Annotated in this window: 15 protein-coding genes; 7 read left to right on the top strand and 8 right to left on the bottom strand. The window is 52.3% G+C overall.

Features of this window, described 5'->3' with window-relative positions:
* Window positions 1–10: 10 nt before the first annotated feature.
* The 4 genes from treP to MKX42_RS11110 all read right to left on the bottom strand — a co-directional run bounded on the left by treP (window position 11) and on the right by MKX42_RS11110 (window position 5,813).
* The gene (gene treP / locus MKX42_RS11125; RefSeq protein WP_340752551.1) at window positions 11–1,996 is read right to left on the bottom strand and encodes a PTS system trehalose-specific EIIBC component; all 1,986 of its coding nucleotides are present in this window, start codon (window positions 1,994–1,996) and stop codon (window positions 11–13) included.
* A gap of 53 nt (window positions 1,997–2,049) precedes the next feature.
* Complete coding sequence (gene treC / locus MKX42_RS11120) at window positions 2,050–3,768, bottom strand: alpha,alpha-phosphotrehalase (protein WP_340752550.1); 1,719 nt, start codon at window positions 3,766–3,768, stop codon at window positions 2,050–2,052.
* A gap of 257 nt (window positions 3,769–4,025) precedes the next feature.
* Window positions 4,026–5,129, bottom strand: coding sequence for a Gfo/Idh/MocA family protein (locus tag MKX42_RS11115; RefSeq protein WP_340752549.1), 1,104 nt, complete (start codon window positions 5,127–5,129; stop codon window positions 4,026–4,028).
* 24 nt (window positions 5,130–5,153) lie between these two features.
* The gene (locus tag MKX42_RS11110; protein WP_340752548.1) at window positions 5,154–5,813 is read right to left on the bottom strand and encodes a ThuA domain-containing protein; all 660 of its coding nucleotides are present in this window, start codon (window positions 5,811–5,813) and stop codon (window positions 5,154–5,156) included.
* A gap of 224 nt (window positions 5,814–6,037) precedes the next feature.
* On the opposite strand from MKX42_RS11110, the gene MKX42_RS11105 reads away from it, so the two are divergent.
* From MKX42_RS11105 to MKX42_RS11095, 3 genes are all read left to right on the top strand, one after another.
* Window positions 6,038–6,865, top strand: coding sequence for an AraC family transcriptional regulator (locus MKX42_RS11105; RefSeq protein ID WP_340752547.1), 828 nt, complete (start codon window positions 6,038–6,040; stop codon window positions 6,863–6,865).
* 799 nt (window positions 6,866–7,664) lie between these two features.
* Window positions 7,665–8,696, top strand: coding sequence for an ROK family protein (locus tag MKX42_RS11100; protein WP_340752546.1), 1,032 nt, complete (start codon window positions 7,665–7,667; stop codon window positions 8,694–8,696).
* A 110-nt stretch (window positions 8,697–8,806) separates the two neighbouring features.
* Window positions 8,807–10,006, top strand: coding sequence for an MFS transporter (locus MKX42_RS11095; RefSeq protein ID WP_340757666.1), 1,200 nt, complete (start codon window positions 8,807–8,809; stop codon window positions 10,004–10,006).
* A 51-nt stretch (window positions 10,007–10,057) separates the two neighbouring features.
* On the opposite strand, the gene MKX42_RS11090 is transcribed toward MKX42_RS11095, so the two are convergent.
* Entirely contained in the window at window positions 10,058–10,738 is a 681-nt protein-coding gene (locus MKX42_RS11090) for a GDSL-type esterase/lipase family protein (protein WP_340752545.1), read from the bottom strand.
* Window positions 10,739–10,976: 238 nt separating this feature from the next.
* Between MKX42_RS11090 and MKX42_RS11085 the strand changes: the two genes are divergently transcribed.
* From MKX42_RS11085 to MKX42_RS11070, 4 genes are all read left to right on the top strand, one after another.
* The gene (locus MKX42_RS11085; protein ID WP_340752544.1) at window positions 10,977–11,660 is read left to right on the top strand and encodes a pectate lyase; all 684 of its coding nucleotides are present in this window, start codon (window positions 10,977–10,979) and stop codon (window positions 11,658–11,660) included.
* A gap of 303 nt (window positions 11,661–11,963) precedes the next feature.
* Window positions 11,964–12,737, top strand: coding sequence for an amino acid ABC transporter substrate-binding protein (locus tag MKX42_RS11080; RefSeq protein WP_340752543.1), 774 nt, complete (start codon window positions 11,964–11,966; stop codon window positions 12,735–12,737).
* A 14-nt stretch (window positions 12,738–12,751) separates the two neighbouring features.
* On the top strand, window positions 12,752–13,411 hold the full coding sequence (locus MKX42_RS11075; protein WP_340752542.1) for an amino acid ABC transporter permease: 660 nt from the start codon (window positions 12,752–12,754) through the stop codon (window positions 13,409–13,411).
* 15 nt (window positions 13,412–13,426) lie between these two features.
* Entirely contained in the window at window positions 13,427–14,170 is a 744-nt protein-coding gene (locus tag MKX42_RS11070) for an amino acid ABC transporter ATP-binding protein (protein ID WP_340752541.1), read from the top strand.
* Window positions 14,171–14,288: 118 nt separating this feature from the next.
* On the opposite strand, the gene MKX42_RS11065 is transcribed toward MKX42_RS11070, so the two are convergent.
* From MKX42_RS11065 to MKX42_RS11055, 3 genes are all read right to left on the bottom strand, one after another.
* Window positions 14,289–15,095 (bottom strand): class I SAM-dependent methyltransferase, encoded by an 807-nt coding sequence (locus MKX42_RS11065; RefSeq protein ID WP_340752540.1) that lies wholly within the window; start codon window positions 15,093–15,095, stop codon window positions 14,289–14,291.
* A 602-nt stretch (window positions 15,096–15,697) separates the two neighbouring features.
* Window positions 15,698–16,846 (bottom strand): AI-2E family transporter, encoded by a 1,149-nt coding sequence (locus MKX42_RS11060; RefSeq protein WP_340752539.1) that lies wholly within the window; start codon window positions 16,844–16,846, stop codon window positions 15,698–15,700.
* A gap of 206 nt (window positions 16,847–17,052) precedes the next feature.
* On the bottom strand, window positions 17,053–18,117 hold the full coding sequence (locus MKX42_RS11055) for a suppressor of fused domain protein (protein ID WP_340752538.1): 1,065 nt from the start codon (window positions 18,115–18,117) through the stop codon (window positions 17,053–17,055).
* Between the last annotated feature and the right edge of the window lie 4 nt (window positions 18,118–18,121).

Below are 18,121 nucleotides of genomic sequence, written 5' to 3'. Positions count from 1 at the left end.
TCTGCACGGGTCAACCCTTAAGATGAACGGTTAGAATACGGGTCTGCTTCGCCGTGGCCGGTCCGCTCTGCTCCTCGATCCGCTCCACCATCTCCTGCCCGGCAGGGATGATAATAGGAGTAATTAAGGGATATCCGGCGGCACGTATAGCCTCCATATCGAATTCCAGCAGAAGCTCTCCAGCCCGTACCTTATCGCCGATCTGCTTAGTTGTCGTGAACCCTTCGCCTTTGAGCGACACGGTGTTAATCCCGACATGGATCAGCACCTGAACTCCGCTGGCATGCTCCAGAATCAGCGCGTGCTTGCTCTTAATCACGTGGGCTACCGTAGCATCGAAGGGAGCATAGACCTTGCCTTCGGAAGGTTCAATGGCAATTCCATCCCCCATCTGTCGCTCAGCAAAAGCGGGATCAGGAACCTGCTCCAGCGGCACCGCCGTTCCGTTAAGCGGTGACGCCAGCTCCAGGATATTCACCGGCTCCTGCTCCTGCGAGCCTTGTACGGAGCTGCGGCTGCTTAGCTCAGGGGCTGTAACGGAAGAATCGGCTGCTGTTACGCCTGCTGTTGCTTCCGATTTGTTCAGTCCACGCTGCACAACTGCCCGGCCATATAGCACAGTGGCGACAAAAGGCACGATCAGCACGATCGCCATCCCGATGAAGAATACGCCCCACTGGTTAGGGAAGATCGACAGGAAGCCGGGAATCCCTCCTACCCCAATGGAAGTGGCCCGGACCTGATTCAGCGTGAGCAGCACCCCGGCTATCGCGGAGCCGATCATCCCGAAGATGAACGGATAGCGGTAGCGGATATTCACCCCGAAGATCGCCGGCTCGGTCACTCCGAGGAAGGCCGAGACGGAAGAGGTCACCGCCAGCCCCTTGGTCTTCTGTTCTTTAATCACGAACATCATAGCCAGTGCGGCTGCACCCTGGGCAATGTTAGAGAGTGCCAGCATCGGCCAGAGGAAGGTGCCGCCTTCACTGCCGATGAGCTGAACGTCCACGGCCAGGAAGGTGTGATGCATTCCAGTAATGACCAGCAGCGAATAGAATCCGCCATAGATTAGACCGCCGAGGATGGCAAAATGATCGAATACATACACCAGGCCGGAGGTGATGGCATTGGCAATGCCGAACGTAACCGGTCCGATGATCGTGAAGGCCAGGAAGCCTGTAATCAGCAGCGTCACCGGCGCAACCACCAGCAGCTTGACAGAATCATGGACGCGCTTGTCCAGGAACTTCTCAATTCTGGCGAGGATATAGGCCGATACCAGGACCGGCAGCACCTGTCCCTGATAACCGATCCGCTCCAGATGCCAGCCGAACAGATTCCAGGTTGGAACCGTTCCTTCCGTAGAAGCGTTAGCATAGCCGTACGCACTCAATAAGTCTGGATGCACCAGAATCAGACCCAGCACAATCCCCAGCAGCGGGCTGCCCCCGAAGCGGGTCACGGCTGCCCAGCCGATCAGTGCGGGCAAGAATGTAAATGCCGTACTGGCAATCGTATTAATGATAGCAGCAATGTCCTTCCACTGCGGATAGACATCCACCAGCGAATCGCTGAAGAAGATCCCCGGGCCGGTCAGCAGGTTATTGATCCCCAGAAGCAGACCCGCAGTAACGATTGCCGGAAGAATTGGAATGAAGATATCTGCCAGTGTCTTGATGGCCCGCTGAAGCGGGTTCTGGTTGCGGGCTGCAGCTGATTTCACCTCATCCTTGGAGGAACGGGTACCGCCGGTCAGCTTAATCATCTCATCATATACTTTATCTACCGTTCCCGGTCCGATGACAATCTGGAATTGCCCCTGGGAAGAGAATTGTCCCTTCACCAGATCATTGCGGTCCAGCGCAGCCGCGTCCACCTTACTCTCATCATAGAGCGAGAATCTTAGGCGCGTTACACAATGCGTAGCCACCTCAATATTCTCCTTGCCTCCCACCGCCCGGACGATCTCTTCAACATTTTTGCGGTCTATAGCCATATTGTCACTCCTCGCATAGTTGATTAATGCAGATTAGAAGGTGATTCTCTCGTTCACTCCTGGCTAATTAGCCACAGGTATGAACCATACGGACGGAGCTGAAGCTCTTGCGTAAGTGCAGGATGCTCTCCGGTATTGCCAAGCAGGAGCTTATCCTTCCCCCTAGCGCTTAAGTCCGTCCAGTGATCATCCGGGAGCCGGAAGGTTATCTCCTTGCTGCTGAAGTTCGAGACTACGACAAGCGCCTCATTATCTCCGGTCCGCGCATAAGCGAACACCTCGGGATGTCCTTCGTCCAGCCTGCAGTATAATCCATCCACGAAAATAGTGTGTGATTTACGCAAAGCGATCAGCTTACGGTAGTGATGGAAAATCGAATTCGGCTGCTCCAGCGCCTGACGCACATTGATGTCCGGGTACCGCTCGTCCACTTTTAGCCAAGGCGTTCCGGTGGTGAAGCCTGCATTCGCGCTTGTATCCCACTGCATCGGCGTCCGGGAGTTGTCCCTTGAACGTTCCTGCAGGATCGCGAGCGCCTCCCCGGGGCTTGCACCCCGCTCACACAGAATCCGGTACATATTCAGCGACTCGATATCGCGAAATTCTTCAATACCCCGCCATTTGGGATTCGGCATCCCGATCTCTTCTCCCTGATAGACATACGGCGTGCCTTGAAGTCCATGCAAGGTGGTTGCCAGCAGCTTGGCGCTCTCAATGCGGTACTTGTCATCATCGGTGAATCTGGAAAGCGCGCGAGGCTGATCGTGATTGTTGAAAAATAAAGCGTTCCAGCCCCCGCCCTCCTGCATCCCGGTCTGCCACTCCGAGAACAGTCGTTTCAGCGCCTCGAAATCATAACGCATCAGCTCCCACTTCCGGCCGTTCGGATAATCCACCTTCAGATGATGGAAGTTGAAGGTCATTGAGAATTCCCGCCGCTCAGGATTGGAATAACGGATGCACTGCTCAAGTGTCGTAGAGGACATCTCACCGACCGTAATCAGCTCATGCGGGCCGAACACCTCATCGTACATCGCCCGGATGTATTCGTGGACCCGTGGACCGTCTGTGTAATACTTCCGCCCGTCGCCCGGCGGCACATTCCCGTCATCATCCGGGAAGCGCTGGTCCTTGGAGATCAGGTTAATGACATCCATCCGAAATCCATCCACACCCTTGCGGGCCCAGAACAGCATCATCTGGTTCACCGCGCTGCGGACCTGAGGATTTTCCCAATTTAGATCCGCCTGTGTCTTGTCAAAAAGAGTAAGATAATATTGGCCTGACGCCTCGTCGAACTGCCAGGCGGGACCGCCGAACTTCGACTGCCAATTGTTCGGTACTCCCCCGCCTGGCGCCGGGTCCTTCCAGATATAATAATCGCGGTACGGATTGTCCCGGCTGGAGATCGCCTGCTTGAACCACTCATGCTCTGTCGAGGTATGGTTGACTACGATATCTGTCATCAGCTTCATTCCGCGCCGGTGCAGCTGCGCTACCAGCTCTTCGAAGTCCTCCATCGTACCGAATTCCGGGTTGATCCGCTCATAATCCGCCACGTCGTAACCGTTATCATGTCCGGGCGAGGCATAGACCGGCTGAAGCCAGACAATATCAATCCCCAGCTCCTGCAAATAATCCAGCTTCTCCGTCAGGCCTCTGATATCGCCGGTTCCGTTCCCTGTCGTATCCTTGAAGCTCTTCGGATATACCTGATACACTGTGGACCGCCGCCACCATTCCGCTGGCCGGGCTTGACTCTCTTGATTCAAATGAAGCACCTCCATGAAGAACTTGTTGACATACATTACACTTGTATATACAAGTTCAAACAGAGAGGAACCTGATTAGTTGAGGAGGATGCTCTCGCACAAACGCATACATTCGCGCCGAGCCTCCTCCACTCCACCTTACAAAAAAACAGCGTCCCTCCCCGCAACCGGGGACAGAACGCTGCCTGTTGAAATGCTACTACCACTATACTTTTTGTTACGATTAGCTCCTTTTAGCTACTTTTCGTTACAATCCGTTACTCCAAATACCCCTTAATCAGTCCTGGAGCAAGCGGCTTCGGCTGGTCGCAGGTGGTGGTCAGCTCCGCATAGCGCTTCGAATCGGAGCTGGTGTGGAAGGCGTGCATGATCTCCAGCACATGATTCGCCAGCTCGCCATTTGCGCGCGGGGTCTCACCAGTCTCGATGCATCGGGCCATATCTGCTACCCCAATTCCCCGGCTGTTGCCTTCATAGCTGTGCACCACCGGAATCTCCTTGAATTCTGCGCTATGCGCCGGACGCAGGAGGATCGGGCCGCCGAAGGTGTTCGGGTCCGGCACAATCAGGGTGCCCAGCGAGCCGTAGATCTCGATACGCGGCAGTGTGCTGTGCCAGACATCGAAGCTGGTAATCATCGTTGCGACAGCACCGCTGGCGAACTGAATCGTTCCGGCCACATGCGTAGGTACTTCAACCTCCACTACCTTGCCGAACTTCTTCTCACTGGTGATCGTCCGGGTAGGGAACGAGGTCTTGGTCATGCCGCATACTGTAGTCGCCGGGCCCAGCAAGGATACCAGAGCCGTCAGATAATACGGTCCCATATCGAACATCGGGCCGCCGCCGGCCTGGTAATAGAACTCAGGGTCCGGGTGCCAGCTCTCATGCCCGTGGCAGAGCATGAAAGCCGTCGCCGCTACCGGCTCTCCGATATACCCGTCCGCGATCAGCTTCGCGCAGGTCTGCAGGCCCGCTCCGAGGAAGGTGTCCGGCGCGCAGCCGATGAACAACCCTTTTTCCTTAGCCAGCTCCACCAGCTCAGTCCCATGCTCAAGCGACAGCGATAGCGGCTTCTCTACATAGACATGCTTGCCTGACAGCAGCGCCTGCTTACACACCTCGAAGTGGTAATTTGGCGTCGTCAGATTCACGACAATTTCAATCTCCTCCGAAGCCAGCAGCTCCGCTGTCGTCCACACATTCGGAACCCCGTACTGCTCTGCGGCCTGCTGCGCCCGCTCCAGATTAAGATCCGAACAGGCATAGACCTCCGTATTCTTGAAGGTTCCGGTCAAATTCTCAAAATAAATGCTGCTGATATTCCCGCAGCCGACAATCCCAATTTTTACTTTACGCACGCTGTTTCCCACCTTGTCCTTCGTTTATTTGGCTGCCCACAAGAAGCCCCGGCGCATCAGTTCCTTGGCCTCCGGGATATCGAACACATCCGCATGATGTCCAAGCGCGTTATAGAATACCTTGCCCTGGCCCCATTTCTTCGTATAGACCACCGGCATCGTAATGACACCATTGGCCGAATGCTCGCCTTCACTCATCACAAAAGTGGTGGTAGCCAGTACATTCACCGCCGGATCCACATGCAGATAATACTGCTCCGACTTCACCATGAAGTCCTGCATGCCTTCCACAATCGGGCTGGAGCCGGATTTCACGATGTTCACTTCATAATCCACCCCGTCATTGAAGGGATGCGCCACCCATTGTGATCCGGTCAAAAATTGCCATTCCGTATTGGTACGGAAGGAGTCGCACATCCCGCCGTGACAGCCCGCGATGCCTACGCCGGAAGCCACTGCCGCCAGAACTGCCGAGCACTGCTCCCCCTTGATTTCGCCCATGGTCCACACCGGTACAATCAGGTTCAGCGCCTTCAGCGCCTCCGCATCACCCAAGCTGTCCAGCGTATCCGAGACTTCAACCTCGAAGCCTTCATTCGTAAGGATATCTGCAAAAAGCGCTCCTACCTCATTCGGTTCATGCCCGTCCCATCCACCTTTTACAATCAATGCCTTCTTTGCCATATCAAGCTCTCCTTTTTGTCCTATTTATCGAATTCAGGTTAATAGAATGATTCAGATCAGGTCTTCCTGAAGAAATTGTAATCCATTGCTGGCGTCTCTGCTCGTCATTTTGCTTGTGAGAATGGTCATTTTTTGCTAAATTTAAGACTACATTATGCGGTAAGCATCTAATTACTGAAACCGCTTCCTAGCGAACCACTGGGAGGACGAGAACAGGAGTAACCATGAGAGCGTTTCACGAGAACCGGACGTACGGCTATGCGTTTCCCTTCACTGCCTTTGTGAGCCGGAATATTAATTTTCTGGCCCACTGGCACAATGATCTGGAGATCGTCTATGTGTTGGAGGGTTCGATAAGGATGGGGATCAACTCCGAGACACGGGTGCTGACCGCCGGGGATCTGGCCGTATGCAGCAGCGGAGATATCCATTATTATGACAGCAAGAACAGCGAGTCCAAGCTGCTGATGATTATTTTCAATCCTTCACTGATCGGATATCCGGCAGGCTGGCCCCTGAATAAGCGGCTGATGTCTCCTTTTCTGGACCAGAGCCAGTCTGATGCTGAACAAGGTAATCCCCGCCTGCCCGCCATCATGCAGGAGCTGCTGGAGGAGTATCTGGAGAAGCCCCCGCATCATGAACAGCTGGTGACCGGCCTGCTGCATGAGCTGTGTGCGCTGATTCTGCGGCAGATGCCGCTGGATATCGTAAATCCGCATAAGGATAAGCGGCGCATTACGAATATGAAGATTATGCAGGAGGTGCTGGAGTATCTGGATGTCCATTACATGCACCCCATTACCCTGGCCGATGCCGCCCGGCATGCCAATATGAGCCTGTTCTACTTCTCCCGCTTCTTCAAAAGCATCTCAGGCATGAGTTATGTGGCGTACCTGAACAGCATCCGCGTCAATCAGGCGGAACGTCTGCTGCTGGGCACCGATAAAAGCATCCTCGATATCGCCTTGGAATGCGGCTTCACCAATATCCGCACCTTCAACCGGGTGTTCAAGCAGGTTAAGCTGCGGACACCGAGCGAGCTGCGGTAACTTGAAGTATCCTAATGAAAAATTAACTGGATATCTCCAATAGCCAAATATTTAACAGAAAGAGACATCTCCGGGAGCTTGATCTCTCCATGAGATGTCTCTTTCTGTTTTGCATTTGCTTTCTTATAACGTACTCAACCTCTAAGTCCGCACCAAACCAGTAAAACAGATTATTACTAATATTAATCATCAAGTATGCTGCTGACTGGAGGGTGAATGGAACAGGTGCTACCTTAGTTAAACAGCCGATACCCTGCCATTCCGGGCGCATACTTGAAAGAAAATCAAATTTACTGACAGGAAGTTGAACGGTACAATTACCCCCTTCCCCTCCTATCTGTATAAAGCAGATGGAGGAACTGCAGGACCTGGCGGCCTGGCGCTGACGGCCAGTGGTCTGATAAGTGTAACTACGGCCGTCTCAGAGCTTATTTTCCCAGTTTTAGCCCAAGGGATTACGGGGTTAACCTTGCAAGTTACAGGACAATCTGACACTTACAGTAATGTAAGCATATTTAGAATTTCTTAACTTGGTACTACTGATATTAGCAGCTCAGAAGCTCTGTATTTCGCATCACATACTGCCTTTAAGTTTACTGTAGTTCAAACGCATAATTGCATTTGTCGTTAATAGGCTCGTATTGGTTAGGGAGGTCATACAACCCTGCCAATATGAGCTTTTTATTCGTTATAAGACGAGATAATTATATCTTGCCCTTTCACCGGAAACTGACTACAATACACTTATTATAACTCTTTTAATAACCTGAGTAGATTCATCCGGGAGGGGAAATCCGCTATGCCGCAACCGTCTCATAACACACAACTGGTCAAGAAAATAAACATAGAACTGGTAAAAAATGCGCTGCGCACCTCCGGCACCGGCACCAAAGCATCCGTCGCAGGACAGACACGGCTAAGCGTGGCTACCTGTGGCACCATTCTGAATGAACTGGTCCAGACTGGTGAAATTCTGGAGCTGGGCTGGGAGGAATCCAGCGGCGGCAGACCGGCAAGGAAATATCAGTTCAATGCAGATTACTATTCTATTATCTGTATGATTGTGCGTGCAGAGGGCGGCCGGCAATCCATTACCTGTGCGCTTGCCAATCTGAACGGTGAAATCATAGAGGAAGCCGTTAAGGATTATGACGAGATTACTCCAGATACCCTCGGAGAGTGGCTGGATGAGATGATTGCGGACCGTCTGAATGTGCAGGCAATCGGCATCGGCATTCCGGGGGTAGTACAGCAGGACCGGATAGGAATCTGCGATGTCCCCGCGCTTGCAGAGCAGCCGCTCGGACTTTTTCTGAAGGAACGCTATGAAGAGGTAGAGATCATCATTGAGAATGATATGAATCTGACGGTGTACGGCTTGTACCAGAAGCTTCTCCTGGACGAAGAGAGTCATTTTGCCGTGCTGACCTTCCCCAAGAATCATTACCCGGGGGCCGGCTTCATGGTGAACGGGCGTTTGCTTAACGGCCACAGCTTTTTTAGCGGTGAGGTGTCTTACCTGCCTTACGGCATAACCAGAGAAGAGCAGCTCCGGCTGCTTCAAGGTACAGGCGATCCCCGCAGGCTGGCCGTACATGCACTGGTATCGATCATCAGCATCATCAACCCGGCCACCATCGTACTCACTGGTGACAATATCTCGCCGGAGATGCTGGAGGATCTGCGCAGCGGATGCCTGGACATTATTCCGCCTGAACATATGCCTGAGCTTATTATTCAGCGGGATACCCGGCAGGAGTACATGAGCGGACTGATTACCACAACCACGGAAAGCCTGAACTACCGGTTCCACCTGGTTGAACGAAAGTAAGGCATAACTATTTTGTATCATCCAGGAGGCTATCTACTGTGAAAGCTCAATCCGGCAACTCTGGCAATTCCGCCAGCACATCCGGCAAAAAACGCAATACCGTCTATATCATGCAGCTCGTTACGATCTTTCTGGGCTTTGTCGTCTTTGGCATCTCGGAAAATATTAAAGGGCCCGCCATTCCGCGGATTCAGTTGTCGTTCAATCTGGATGAAGGCCAGCTCGGCACCCTGCTCTCACTGAACGCGCTGGGCTATCTGATCGCCTGCTCCTTCACCGCTATTCTTGTCCGCAAATGGGGCATCAAGGCCGTCACTATCATTTCGTTCGCTTCCATGGTCCTCTCGGGGGTATTCATCTACTTGTCGCACAGCTATCCGCTGTTTGCTTCCTCCTACTTCCTGATGTACATCGGGAACGGGATGCTGGAGATCGGACTGGCGATTCTGGGGGCACGTATTTTCGTCAAAAACACGGGGATGATGATGAACTTATCCCACTTCTTCTATGGATTAAGCTCAACCGTGGCGCCGCTTCTCGCTACCGGAGTCATGTCGATGAGCGTGTTCGGACATCTGCTGGACTGGCGGGGGATGTATCTGGTCATGCTGTCGCTCTGTCTGCTGCCGATTCTCTCGGCGCTGCGCAGCACATTTCCCGGAGATGATCTTCCGCAGGAGGACCGCACCTCCTTCCGCACTCTGACGCGTGATCCTGCACTCTGGATGATGGTGATGATCCTGTCCTTCGGCGTGGTCTCGGAGCTGGCGGTAGGCGGCTGGCTGGTTAACTTTCTGGAAAAAGCCTATGCCTGGGACACTGTACGGGCTTCCGGCCTGCTCTCTGCTTTCTTCCTTGTATTCTCTCTCGGGCGGCTTGTGCTCGGCGCACTGACGGACCGGATCGGCTTCGTCCTCTCGCTGATCATCTTCTCCTGCTTCTCGGCGGTCTGTACCTTCGCCGCTTTGGCTGGCGGGGAGCGTCTCGCCTTTCTGTTCGCCCTCTCGGGGGCCGGAATTGCTATTATCTATCCTACCGTTATGGCCTTCATCGCCCGCCGTTACCCGAACGGAAGCGACACTGCAATTACCTTCGTGGTAACCCTGATGGGCCTCGGCAGCGTCATCGGCAATTACATTATCGGCTGGGTGATTGAGACCGTCAAAAGAATGTACGGCGGCACTACAGAGCTCGGCCTGCTGCGCGGTCTCCAGGCAGGGTACGGATTTATCGGCTTATGCGCCGCCGTCTGCTCCCTGTCGGGCATCGTGCTGTATGTGTATTTGAAGCGGCGGCGGGAGTTGATTTAAGCAAGGGATCAGGGAAGAGCAGAAGGGAGCCGCCCGTCTGCTCTTTCTTTTTTACAAATATGCCTTAAGATTATTCAGCACCACCGCATACCCGTTAGCATACATATGAACGCCGTCCATCGTATACTCTGCCTTCAGATTCCCTTCGGCGTCCGTCAGTCCCTCATTCACATTAATGAACTCATAGCCGTGCTTAAGCGCCAGCTCCTCCACGGCCCGGTTTGCTTCCAGCAGCGCAGCATTGGTTCTCGTTCTGAAGTAATTCTCCCGCAGCTCCTCATCCATTCCGGGGAAGTCAGCCTTGGCATTCACCGGATAATACGCCATGACATACACCTTACACTCCGGCAGCCTCTCCCGGGTCCGGGTCAGAATCTCATTGTACTTCGCAAGCAGCTTTCCAAGCTCATACTCCCCGTCCGCTGAACTGATGTCGTTCGTGCCGATATTAATGAACAGCTTCGAAGGCGTAAGCTCCAGCACACATACCTCCAGCGCTTCAAGTAATTCCCGGGTCACATAGCCCGCAATCCCGCGGTTATAAATAACCGTCCGCTTCTCCAGCGTCTGCTGCAATTCATTCACCGGAAAAAACTCCATCAGCGAGGAGCCCGCCAGTACGGTCTGCCCTTGCAGCGCCAAGGTGTTCAGAATGCTGTACTTCTTCACCTTCTCTTCTTTCTCCTCTTGCATTTGCTTCTCCCACATTGCGTCAAGCTCTTCCTGAGTCATTCTATTCTCCTCCGCTTCTCTTACTCTGTTATTCTACTATTGTTATCCTTTATCTCTCAGCTTGCAACCCTTGACTAATTGTGTCTGAAATATGGAAATTGTTCTCCATGTAAGGTTTATGTTCTATGCACACGTGTTCTGAATAGGCTAGATATCGGGTGCCATCAGAGGTGCACATCTGGCTGGTATGCCACAAGGGACCGGTTCGCCGGACCTAATTCTACAGTTGAAGGGCGGAATGTTTTTGAAAAAGGTAGTTGGCTTGCTCCTGTCAGTTGCACTGTTGTCTTCGTTCTATGTTGCCAGTCCCCCCGAGGTATCTGCCGCATCGCCGATTGTGGTCAATTCGACGATCGTTGTTCCGGAAGGGCAGACGTATAACGGCAATGGCCAGACGTTTGTCGCCAATCCAAGTACGCTGGGAGACGGCAGCCAGGCAGAGAACCAGAAGCCCATCTTCCGGCTGGAAAAGAATGCTACACTCAAAAATGTAATTATCGGCGCTCCCGGCGCAGACGGGGTGCACTGTTACGGGAATGCTACCATCTCCAATGTGACCTGGCAGGATGTCGGCGAGGATGCCCTGACCCTGAAGGCCTCCGGCACCGTCAACATTACAGGCGGAGGTGCGTACAAAGCCTACGATAAAGTGTTCCAGATCAACGCGGCAGGCACGATCAACATCAAGAACTTCAAAGCAAATGACATCGGCAAGCTGGCCCGCCAGAACGGCGGAACCTCGTTCACCGTGAACTTCACTCTGGACAGCTCTGACATCTCGAACGTCAAGGATTCTATTTTCCGCACAGACAGCAGCAGCAGCGCCGCCAAAATCACCAATACCCGCTACCACAGTGTGCCTGCCTTGTTCAAGGGTTTTGCCTCAGGCAAGACCAGCCAATCGGGCAACACGCAATACTGAAGCAAAAGGTAGAGAAGCTGGTGTAAATACGGTAGCTGGGGCTTTCCGCATATAGCTGTTATCTGAAACCGCCTTCATTCCGGCACTGCCGGGATGGAGGCGGTTGGCCGTTCAAGCGGACAGCCAAGCACACATGAACACGATCAGCTCCGGGACGGAGGAGTTTGATTTATTTTGGACACATCTGCCTCTCTCAACTCTATCGACATGAACTCACATGATATGCTATTATGATAGCCTGATAACGTATTAACGAACTAAAGTAACGGATGCGGCACGCAATCTACTAGGGGGATTAAAGAGATGAAGAAGCAAGGATTATGGATACTATTATTAATGGCGCTGGCTGTTGCTGTGCTGTCCGGATGCTCCAGTTCAGGGAATAAGGACGGTAAGCTGGTGATCGGCATAGACGACAAGTTCGCCCCGATGGGCTTCCGGGATGACGACAATGAGCTTGTCGGCTTCGATATTGACTATGCGCGAGCGGCTGTCAAGAAGATGGGCAAGGAGGTTACCTTCCAGCCGATTGACTGGTCCGCCAAGGAATCCGAGCTGAACAGCGGACGGATTGATATGATCTGGAACGGATACACCATCACGGACGAGCGTAAGAACAAGGTATTATTTACAAAGCCTTATCTGGAGAACAGTCAGGTGGTCGTTGTGCTGGCGGATTCAACGCTGGCGAAGCTTGAGGATCTGGCAGGTATGGAAATTGGACTTCAGAGCCTCTCCTCTGCCGCCGATGCCCTGGATGCGAATCCGATCAAGGCGAAGCTTAGCGGCGTGTCTGAATTCACCGATAATGTGCTGGCGCTGACCGACCTGAAGTCGGGCCGTCTGGACGGGGTGGTCATCGATGAGGTTGTCGCCAGATATTACATAGCCAAGGAACCGGATACGTACAAGCTGATGGAAGAATCACTGGCCCCTGAGCAATATGGCATCGGAATTAAGAAAGGCAATGACGCACTGCTGGATGAGCTGCAGAAGGCGCTGGATGAACTGAGCAATGACGGAACAGCCGCCGAGATCTCAACCAAGTGGTTCGGAGAGAATAAAGTATTGAACTAGGAGCCGGTTAAGCCATGGATATCGATTATATTATTAGAATTTCCGGACCGATGCTGGAAGGCGCCCGGACTACGGTGCTGTTGTTCCTGATCGTGATCGTGCTGTCCATTCCGCTCGGGATGGTGGTCACGCTGATGGCCAAAAGCACGCTAAAGCCGCTGGCCTGGATCGCACACACCTATATTTACGTCATGCGCGGAACGCCGCTCCTGCTGCAATTGTTCTTCTTCTGCTTCGGCCTGCCGCAGATCCCCGTAATCGGGGAATATCTGGTTATGGACCGTTTTGTAGCGGCCAGCCTGGGCTTTATTCTCAATTACGGCGCTTATTTCGCCGAGATTTTCCGGGGCGGGCTGCTCTCGATCGATAAAGGCCAGCATGAGGCGGCCAAGGTTCTGGGGCTTAGCCGGTGGCAGACGCTGCGCAAGGTTATTCTCGCTCAGATGTTCCGCGTGGCCCTGCCTGCGGTTGCCAATGAGTCCATTACACTGGTCAAGGATACCGCTCTGCTGTATGCCGTGGCGGTGCCGGAGCTGCTGAATTTCGCCAAGACGGCGGTGAACCGTGATTTCACCGTCACTCCTTTTGTCGTAGCGGGCGTCATTTATCTGCTGATGACACTGGTGCTGACACTATTCTTTAAGCTGCTGGAGAGACGTTTCAAATTTGAGTAGAAGGGCTGTTTGGCTATGAGTAGCATGATTGAAGTACGGCAATTGAAGAAAGACTTCGGCAGCCTCAGTGTGCTGAACCAGATAAGCTTTGACGTGAAGCCCGGCGAAGTCGTTGCCGTGATCGGACCCTCGGGTTCCGGTAAAAGCACCATTCTGCGCAGTCTCGTGCATCTGGAGGAGGTCACCGGGGGCAGCATCTCAATCTGCGGCAAAACGCTGGTTGAGAACGGACGCTACGCCAGTACGGCGAATATTAGAGACATCACCTCAAGTATGGGGATGGTGTTTCAGCATTTTAATCTTTTTCCGCATCTTAGTGTGCGGGACAACCTGGAGCTTGCCCCGCGCACGCTGAAGCGGGAGAGTGTGCAGCAGATCACGGCCAAGAGCCGGGAGCTGCTCGCTAAGGTAGGCCTGGCTGACAAAGCCGACGTCTACCCCTCCACGCTGTCAGGCGGGCAGAAGCAGCGGGTCGCCATCGCCAGAGCGATGATGCTCAGCCCGGATATTCTCCTGTTCGATGAACCGACCTCGGCGCTTGATCCTGAATTGACCGGCGAGGTGCTGCGCGTCATCCGCCAGCTGGCCGAGGAGAACATGACGATGATGATCGTCACCCATGAGATGAGCTTCGCCCGTGATGTCGCCGACCGCGTCTTCTTCATGGACAACGGTGACATTGCTGAATCCGGCACACCGGAGGAGATCTTCGGCAGTCCGAAGCTGGAGCGGACGCGGACGTTTTTGATGCGGGAGTAGGTGCATTGGAATATAGAGGTTAGTTCAATCTGACATCATAATGTTCGGAATGATGGAAAAGTAAAAAGGCTCTGTCAGTAAATACAGAGCCTTCTAACACGTTATTAATGACACGCATTTATTTACGAACTAGCTTACGATACCTGTATATATCGCCACCAGATATACTAACATGATAAAGCGACTCAAAACCTCTTTTTATTAATTCTTCATCGGGTTCCCTTTTCCTATTATCTTCCCCGATGCAATCAATAATGTAACCACCGTTTTTAACAACCCTGGACAGTTCAGCAATCTGAGCGTCATAATTGTCGCCTACTACATGCCCCGACATCGCAATATCGAAGGAATTATCCTCATAAGGGATTTTCTCGATCGTACCGTCTACGACTACAACATTATTAATATTCTCACGTTTGATTTTATCGCGCATGTACTCCCTTAGCATATCGGTAGGTTCGCTTGCATAAACACTTTTTGCCTTTTCTGCTGCGGCAAATGCAAGCCTCCCTGTACCGCTTCCTAGGTCGAGAACCACCTTATCCGTAAAATCTGCAAGTTCAAATAGTAACTGTTTATCCCAGCCGTAAATATAATCGCAGTTTTGGTTCATAATATCGGGATAAACATAGACGACCGCAGTTTCCATTGCATGAATTACAAATACCTCTGCTTTTCGAATTTCATGAGGTGTAAGATTTTTGGGCGCCATTGCAATCATTTTTTCAATCGAAGGCTTGCTTTCAGGGCTTTTATGTGCAAAGTACCATGCTACTGATGGGTTATATGCTAAAGCTATGCTCAAGTTATCACAATACTCGCCGCATCCGGCATAATTGTTACATATCATGCGTACAATCCATCTGTCCATTAACAAGAAGCTGTTAAAAGAAAACTCTTCTGCGTTTATCCAGTTAAATGACATAGTAAACTAATCCTCCATTTTTTAGGAGGGTTAAAGTATAGTCGCCCTCCAAGAGATTAAGCGAGCAGAAAATTTTGTATTTATCATCTGACATCAACCTTTCATCATTTAATGGAGAGCTGGAAAAATGACTACATAGCAATAAAAAAGCTATATTCTCTATGATTGTAGCTGGAACAAATTGTATTATCAATGTATAGTTCTTTTATAACTAACCTGACCGTTAGCTCAATGAAACATTGTCAGTCTAACACTTTATTTTTCAGTCTAGAACTTTATCTTCCTTTGACAGAAGCAAGTGGATTTAGTACATCTAATTTCGCGCTAGAGATACACTTCCTGATATTAGTTGGATAAACAACACTTACTGGGGCCGACTTTCGGCGAATCCTTATAATTTGGAAGATTAGGTGTACTTTTTCCACCTACTCCCCCGTAACCGTCCATTCCGCGCGAAATAAGTGCCTTTTTTCCAACTCTGTCCCAAGTCCGGCCCAACTCCACTCTTACTTCAACCTACTCGCCCTTACTCTACCCAACTCGCACTTTCTCTACACCATTCACACGCTAATCCGCCCTTAATCTGCCTTATTTCACTCCACCTACTCCCCCGCTTCCGCAGAAGACACCGTCCCCCCGGGCACCGGCTCTGCCGGCCCGATTGGCTCTGCCGGCTCCTCGTCCCAGCGCTTGCGGAGGAAGAGCTGGTAGAGCTTAACGATGATGATTTTGAGCATCATATAGACCGGAATAATGACCAGGATGCCGATGATTCCGCCGAAATCGCCGCCGGCCAGGACGAGAATGATGGTAGTCAGCGGGTGGATATCCATGCTTTTACCAAAGATATATGGGGCCACCAGGTTATCCTGAATCTGCTGCGCAACGAGCACAACCACAATGGACCAGATCGCCGTTGACGGGGACTCAATCAGACCAATGATGAAGATCGGTACGGTAGACAGAATCGCTCCGATAAACGGGATAAAGTTCATCAGCACCGCCACCAGCGTCAGCAGCAGCGCATACGGCAGGCCGATGATCAGGAACCCGATGTACATGAGCACGCCGAGCGCCAGATTGACCAGCACTCTGCCGACGATGAAGCTGCCCATCACGTTGTCAATCTCGGCAACCACCCCGGCGCCTTCCTCGTGATACCGTTTGGGGAAGAAGCTCACTACCTTATCGCCGAACTTCCCGCCCTCCTTCAGCATGTAGAACAGCAGGATCGGAAAGGTGAACAGCACAATCGCAAAATTAGAAACAAAGGAGAACAGCCCGGTCACATATCCCGTTGCCAGCGAGAAGCCTGTATTCAAATAGCCTATCAATTGGCTGGACAGGTTCATATTCTCTGGAAGCAGTCCCGACAGCAATTCAGTATTCTCCAGCTTACTAAGCTGCTCCCCCACTGCTCTCAGCACACCCGGCATATTGTTGACCAGGTTCAGCAGCTGACTTTGCAGCGAAGGCCAGACGCCTACCGTGAAGCCCAGCAGCAGAATAGCAATCACCAGATAGACCAGCAGGATCGCCAGCGTCCGCTTCATTTTGCGCGAGGACAGGAAGTCAATCAGGGGCCGAAGCAGATAATAGAAGAAGACGGCCAGCATTAACGGCACCATCACAACATTGAAGAGCGAGATAATAGGGGTAAAAATAAAGTCTACCAGTGAGCTGACGTAGATTATACCCAGCACCAGCAGCACGGCAATACAAATGCGGATAAACAAATTCAATTTGGCCATAGTGGACTCCCGTTCCGTTATTTTAAGCAGCGTTTCTTGTTCACTTAAATATAGCCGGGGATTCTTAATTCAGACTAAACCAAGTCTAAAGATAAGCTAAAGATTTGGTCTTCAGGCCGGAATACGGCTATGTTTAATTTCCTCATGAAACGGCTCTGGGATAGACGGGTATCTATTTGCCAAAAAGAAAGCTGCCGTCCGCGCGGTTAGCCAATAGTTTCGACCACATTACCTTCCTGGTCTTTGATGTAGGTCTTGCGGATCTGCACCTTCAATTCTTTGGCGGCAGACAGCCGGAGCTCCCCTTCCTTGGGCTGGAGCTTCTCCTCCAGCTCCAGGACCGCCGCTTCCGTCAAGCCGATGCGGACAAAATCCTCGTTGATCACAGTCCCGTTAACGGGTTTCAGCTCCAGCATCACCTGCCGCTGCTTGCTGTTCAGTGTCAGCGGCTTCCCCTTCAGCAGACGGCCGCGCAGCAGCTTGGCTATAGTCGGTGCCTGCCTTGCTCCTATGGTCAGGACAGCAGGTGCTGTGCCGAGCAGGCGGCTTTTGCCCGGCTCATAATCCAGTTCATCTACATATAGAATGCCCGTCTGTGATCCGTCACGCTCAATGCCCTGACGTACCGCTTCCTGGATGACAGGTAGCCGGAGCAGCGAATCCCGGGCAAGATCGGTGATATAGAGAGGGAGCACCTCCTGACTGGCCTCCAGGAAGGCGTTGGTATTCCAGGACATCATCGCTTCCAGCTCGTCCGCTGTGATTCCTACCATCTGCAGGAATTCCACACGGCCGTTCGGCGTATCTACAGCCGGAAGCTCCGGGTCATCGGTGAACGCCAGTGCCGTCAGCCGGGTATCAGCCCCCAGGCAAATCGGGCCATTGGCATCCAGATGATGACCGGAAGCAAAGATATTGCCGCTGGAGAATACATATCTGGCCATGTTCTGCAGCAGATTAATCGCCCAGGCTGGAGGCTCCTCCTCACCTGCACTACGCGCCAGACGGAAGGTCAGCTCAAAGCCGTAGCCGCTGTATTCAAGGTCTTCAGACTCCTTCTCAAACAGCTCGGAGAAGCCGAAGGTTACGAAATGCCAATGCGGGTATGGCTGCTCGGCTGCATAGGCGCTAATTCCGTTCAGCGGGTCATTGCCCCCCAGGCTATACGGCAGCATTGCAGCATAATGCTTCGGCTCCTGTTGTCCGTATAGTCCTGTCATCTGTTCCTCTATCGCATCCCAGCCGATGGCTTCCACTTCTTGCTCACTCATCTCG

It is taken from the genome of Paenibacillus sp. FSL R7-0204 (genome assembly GCF_038002225.1).
GTDB lineage: Bacteria > Bacillota > Bacilli > Paenibacillales > Paenibacillaceae > Paenibacillus_AQ.
This window is presented reverse-complemented; position numbering and strand designations above follow the sequence as displayed.

Excerpts from the sequence above, each read along its gene's own strand:
- treP (WP_340752551.1), bottom strand. The coding sequence starts at position 1,996 with ATGGCTATAGACCGCAAAAATGTTGAAGAGATCGTCCGGGCGGTGGGA.
- MKX42_RS11110 (WP_340752548.1), bottom strand. The coding sequence starts at position 5,813 with ATGGCAAAGAAGGCATTGATTGTAAAAGGTGGATGGGACGGGCATGAA.
- MKX42_RS11105 (WP_340752547.1), top strand. The coding sequence starts at position 6,038 with ATGAGAGCGTTTCACGAGAACCGGACGTACGGCTATGCGTTTCCCTTC.
- MKX42_RS11100 (WP_340752546.1), top strand. The coding sequence starts at position 7,665 with ATGCCGCAACCGTCTCATAACACACAACTGGTCAAGAAAATAAACATA.
- MKX42_RS11095 (WP_340757666.1), top strand. The coding sequence starts at position 8,807 with ATGCAGCTCGTTACGATCTTTCTGGGCTTTGTCGTCTTTGGCATCTCG.
- MKX42_RS11090 (WP_340752545.1), bottom strand. The coding sequence starts at position 10,738 with ATGACTCAGGAAGAGCTTGACGCAATGTGGGAGAAGCAAATGCAAGAG.
- MKX42_RS11085 (WP_340752544.1), top strand. The coding sequence starts at position 10,977 with ATGTTTTTGAAAAAGGTAGTTGGCTTGCTCCTGTCAGTTGCACTGTTG.
- MKX42_RS11080 (WP_340752543.1), top strand. The coding sequence starts at position 11,964 with ATGAAGAAGCAAGGATTATGGATACTATTATTAATGGCGCTGGCTGTT.
- MKX42_RS11075 (WP_340752542.1), top strand. The coding sequence starts at position 12,752 with ATGGATATCGATTATATTATTAGAATTTCCGGACCGATGCTGGAAGGC.
- MKX42_RS11070 (WP_340752541.1), top strand. The coding sequence starts at position 13,427 with ATGAGTAGCATGATTGAAGTACGGCAATTGAAGAAAGACTTCGGCAGC.
- MKX42_RS11065 (WP_340752540.1), bottom strand. The coding sequence starts at position 15,095 with ATGTCATTTAACTGGATAAACGCAGAAGAGTTTTCTTTTAACAGCTTC.
- MKX42_RS11060 (WP_340752539.1), bottom strand. The coding sequence starts at position 16,846 with ATGGCCAAATTGAATTTGTTTATCCGCATTTGTATTGCCGTGCTGCTG.
- MKX42_RS11055 (WP_340752538.1), bottom strand. The coding sequence starts at position 18,117 with ATGAGTGAGCAAGAAGTGGAAGCCATCGGCTGGGATGCGATAGAGGAA.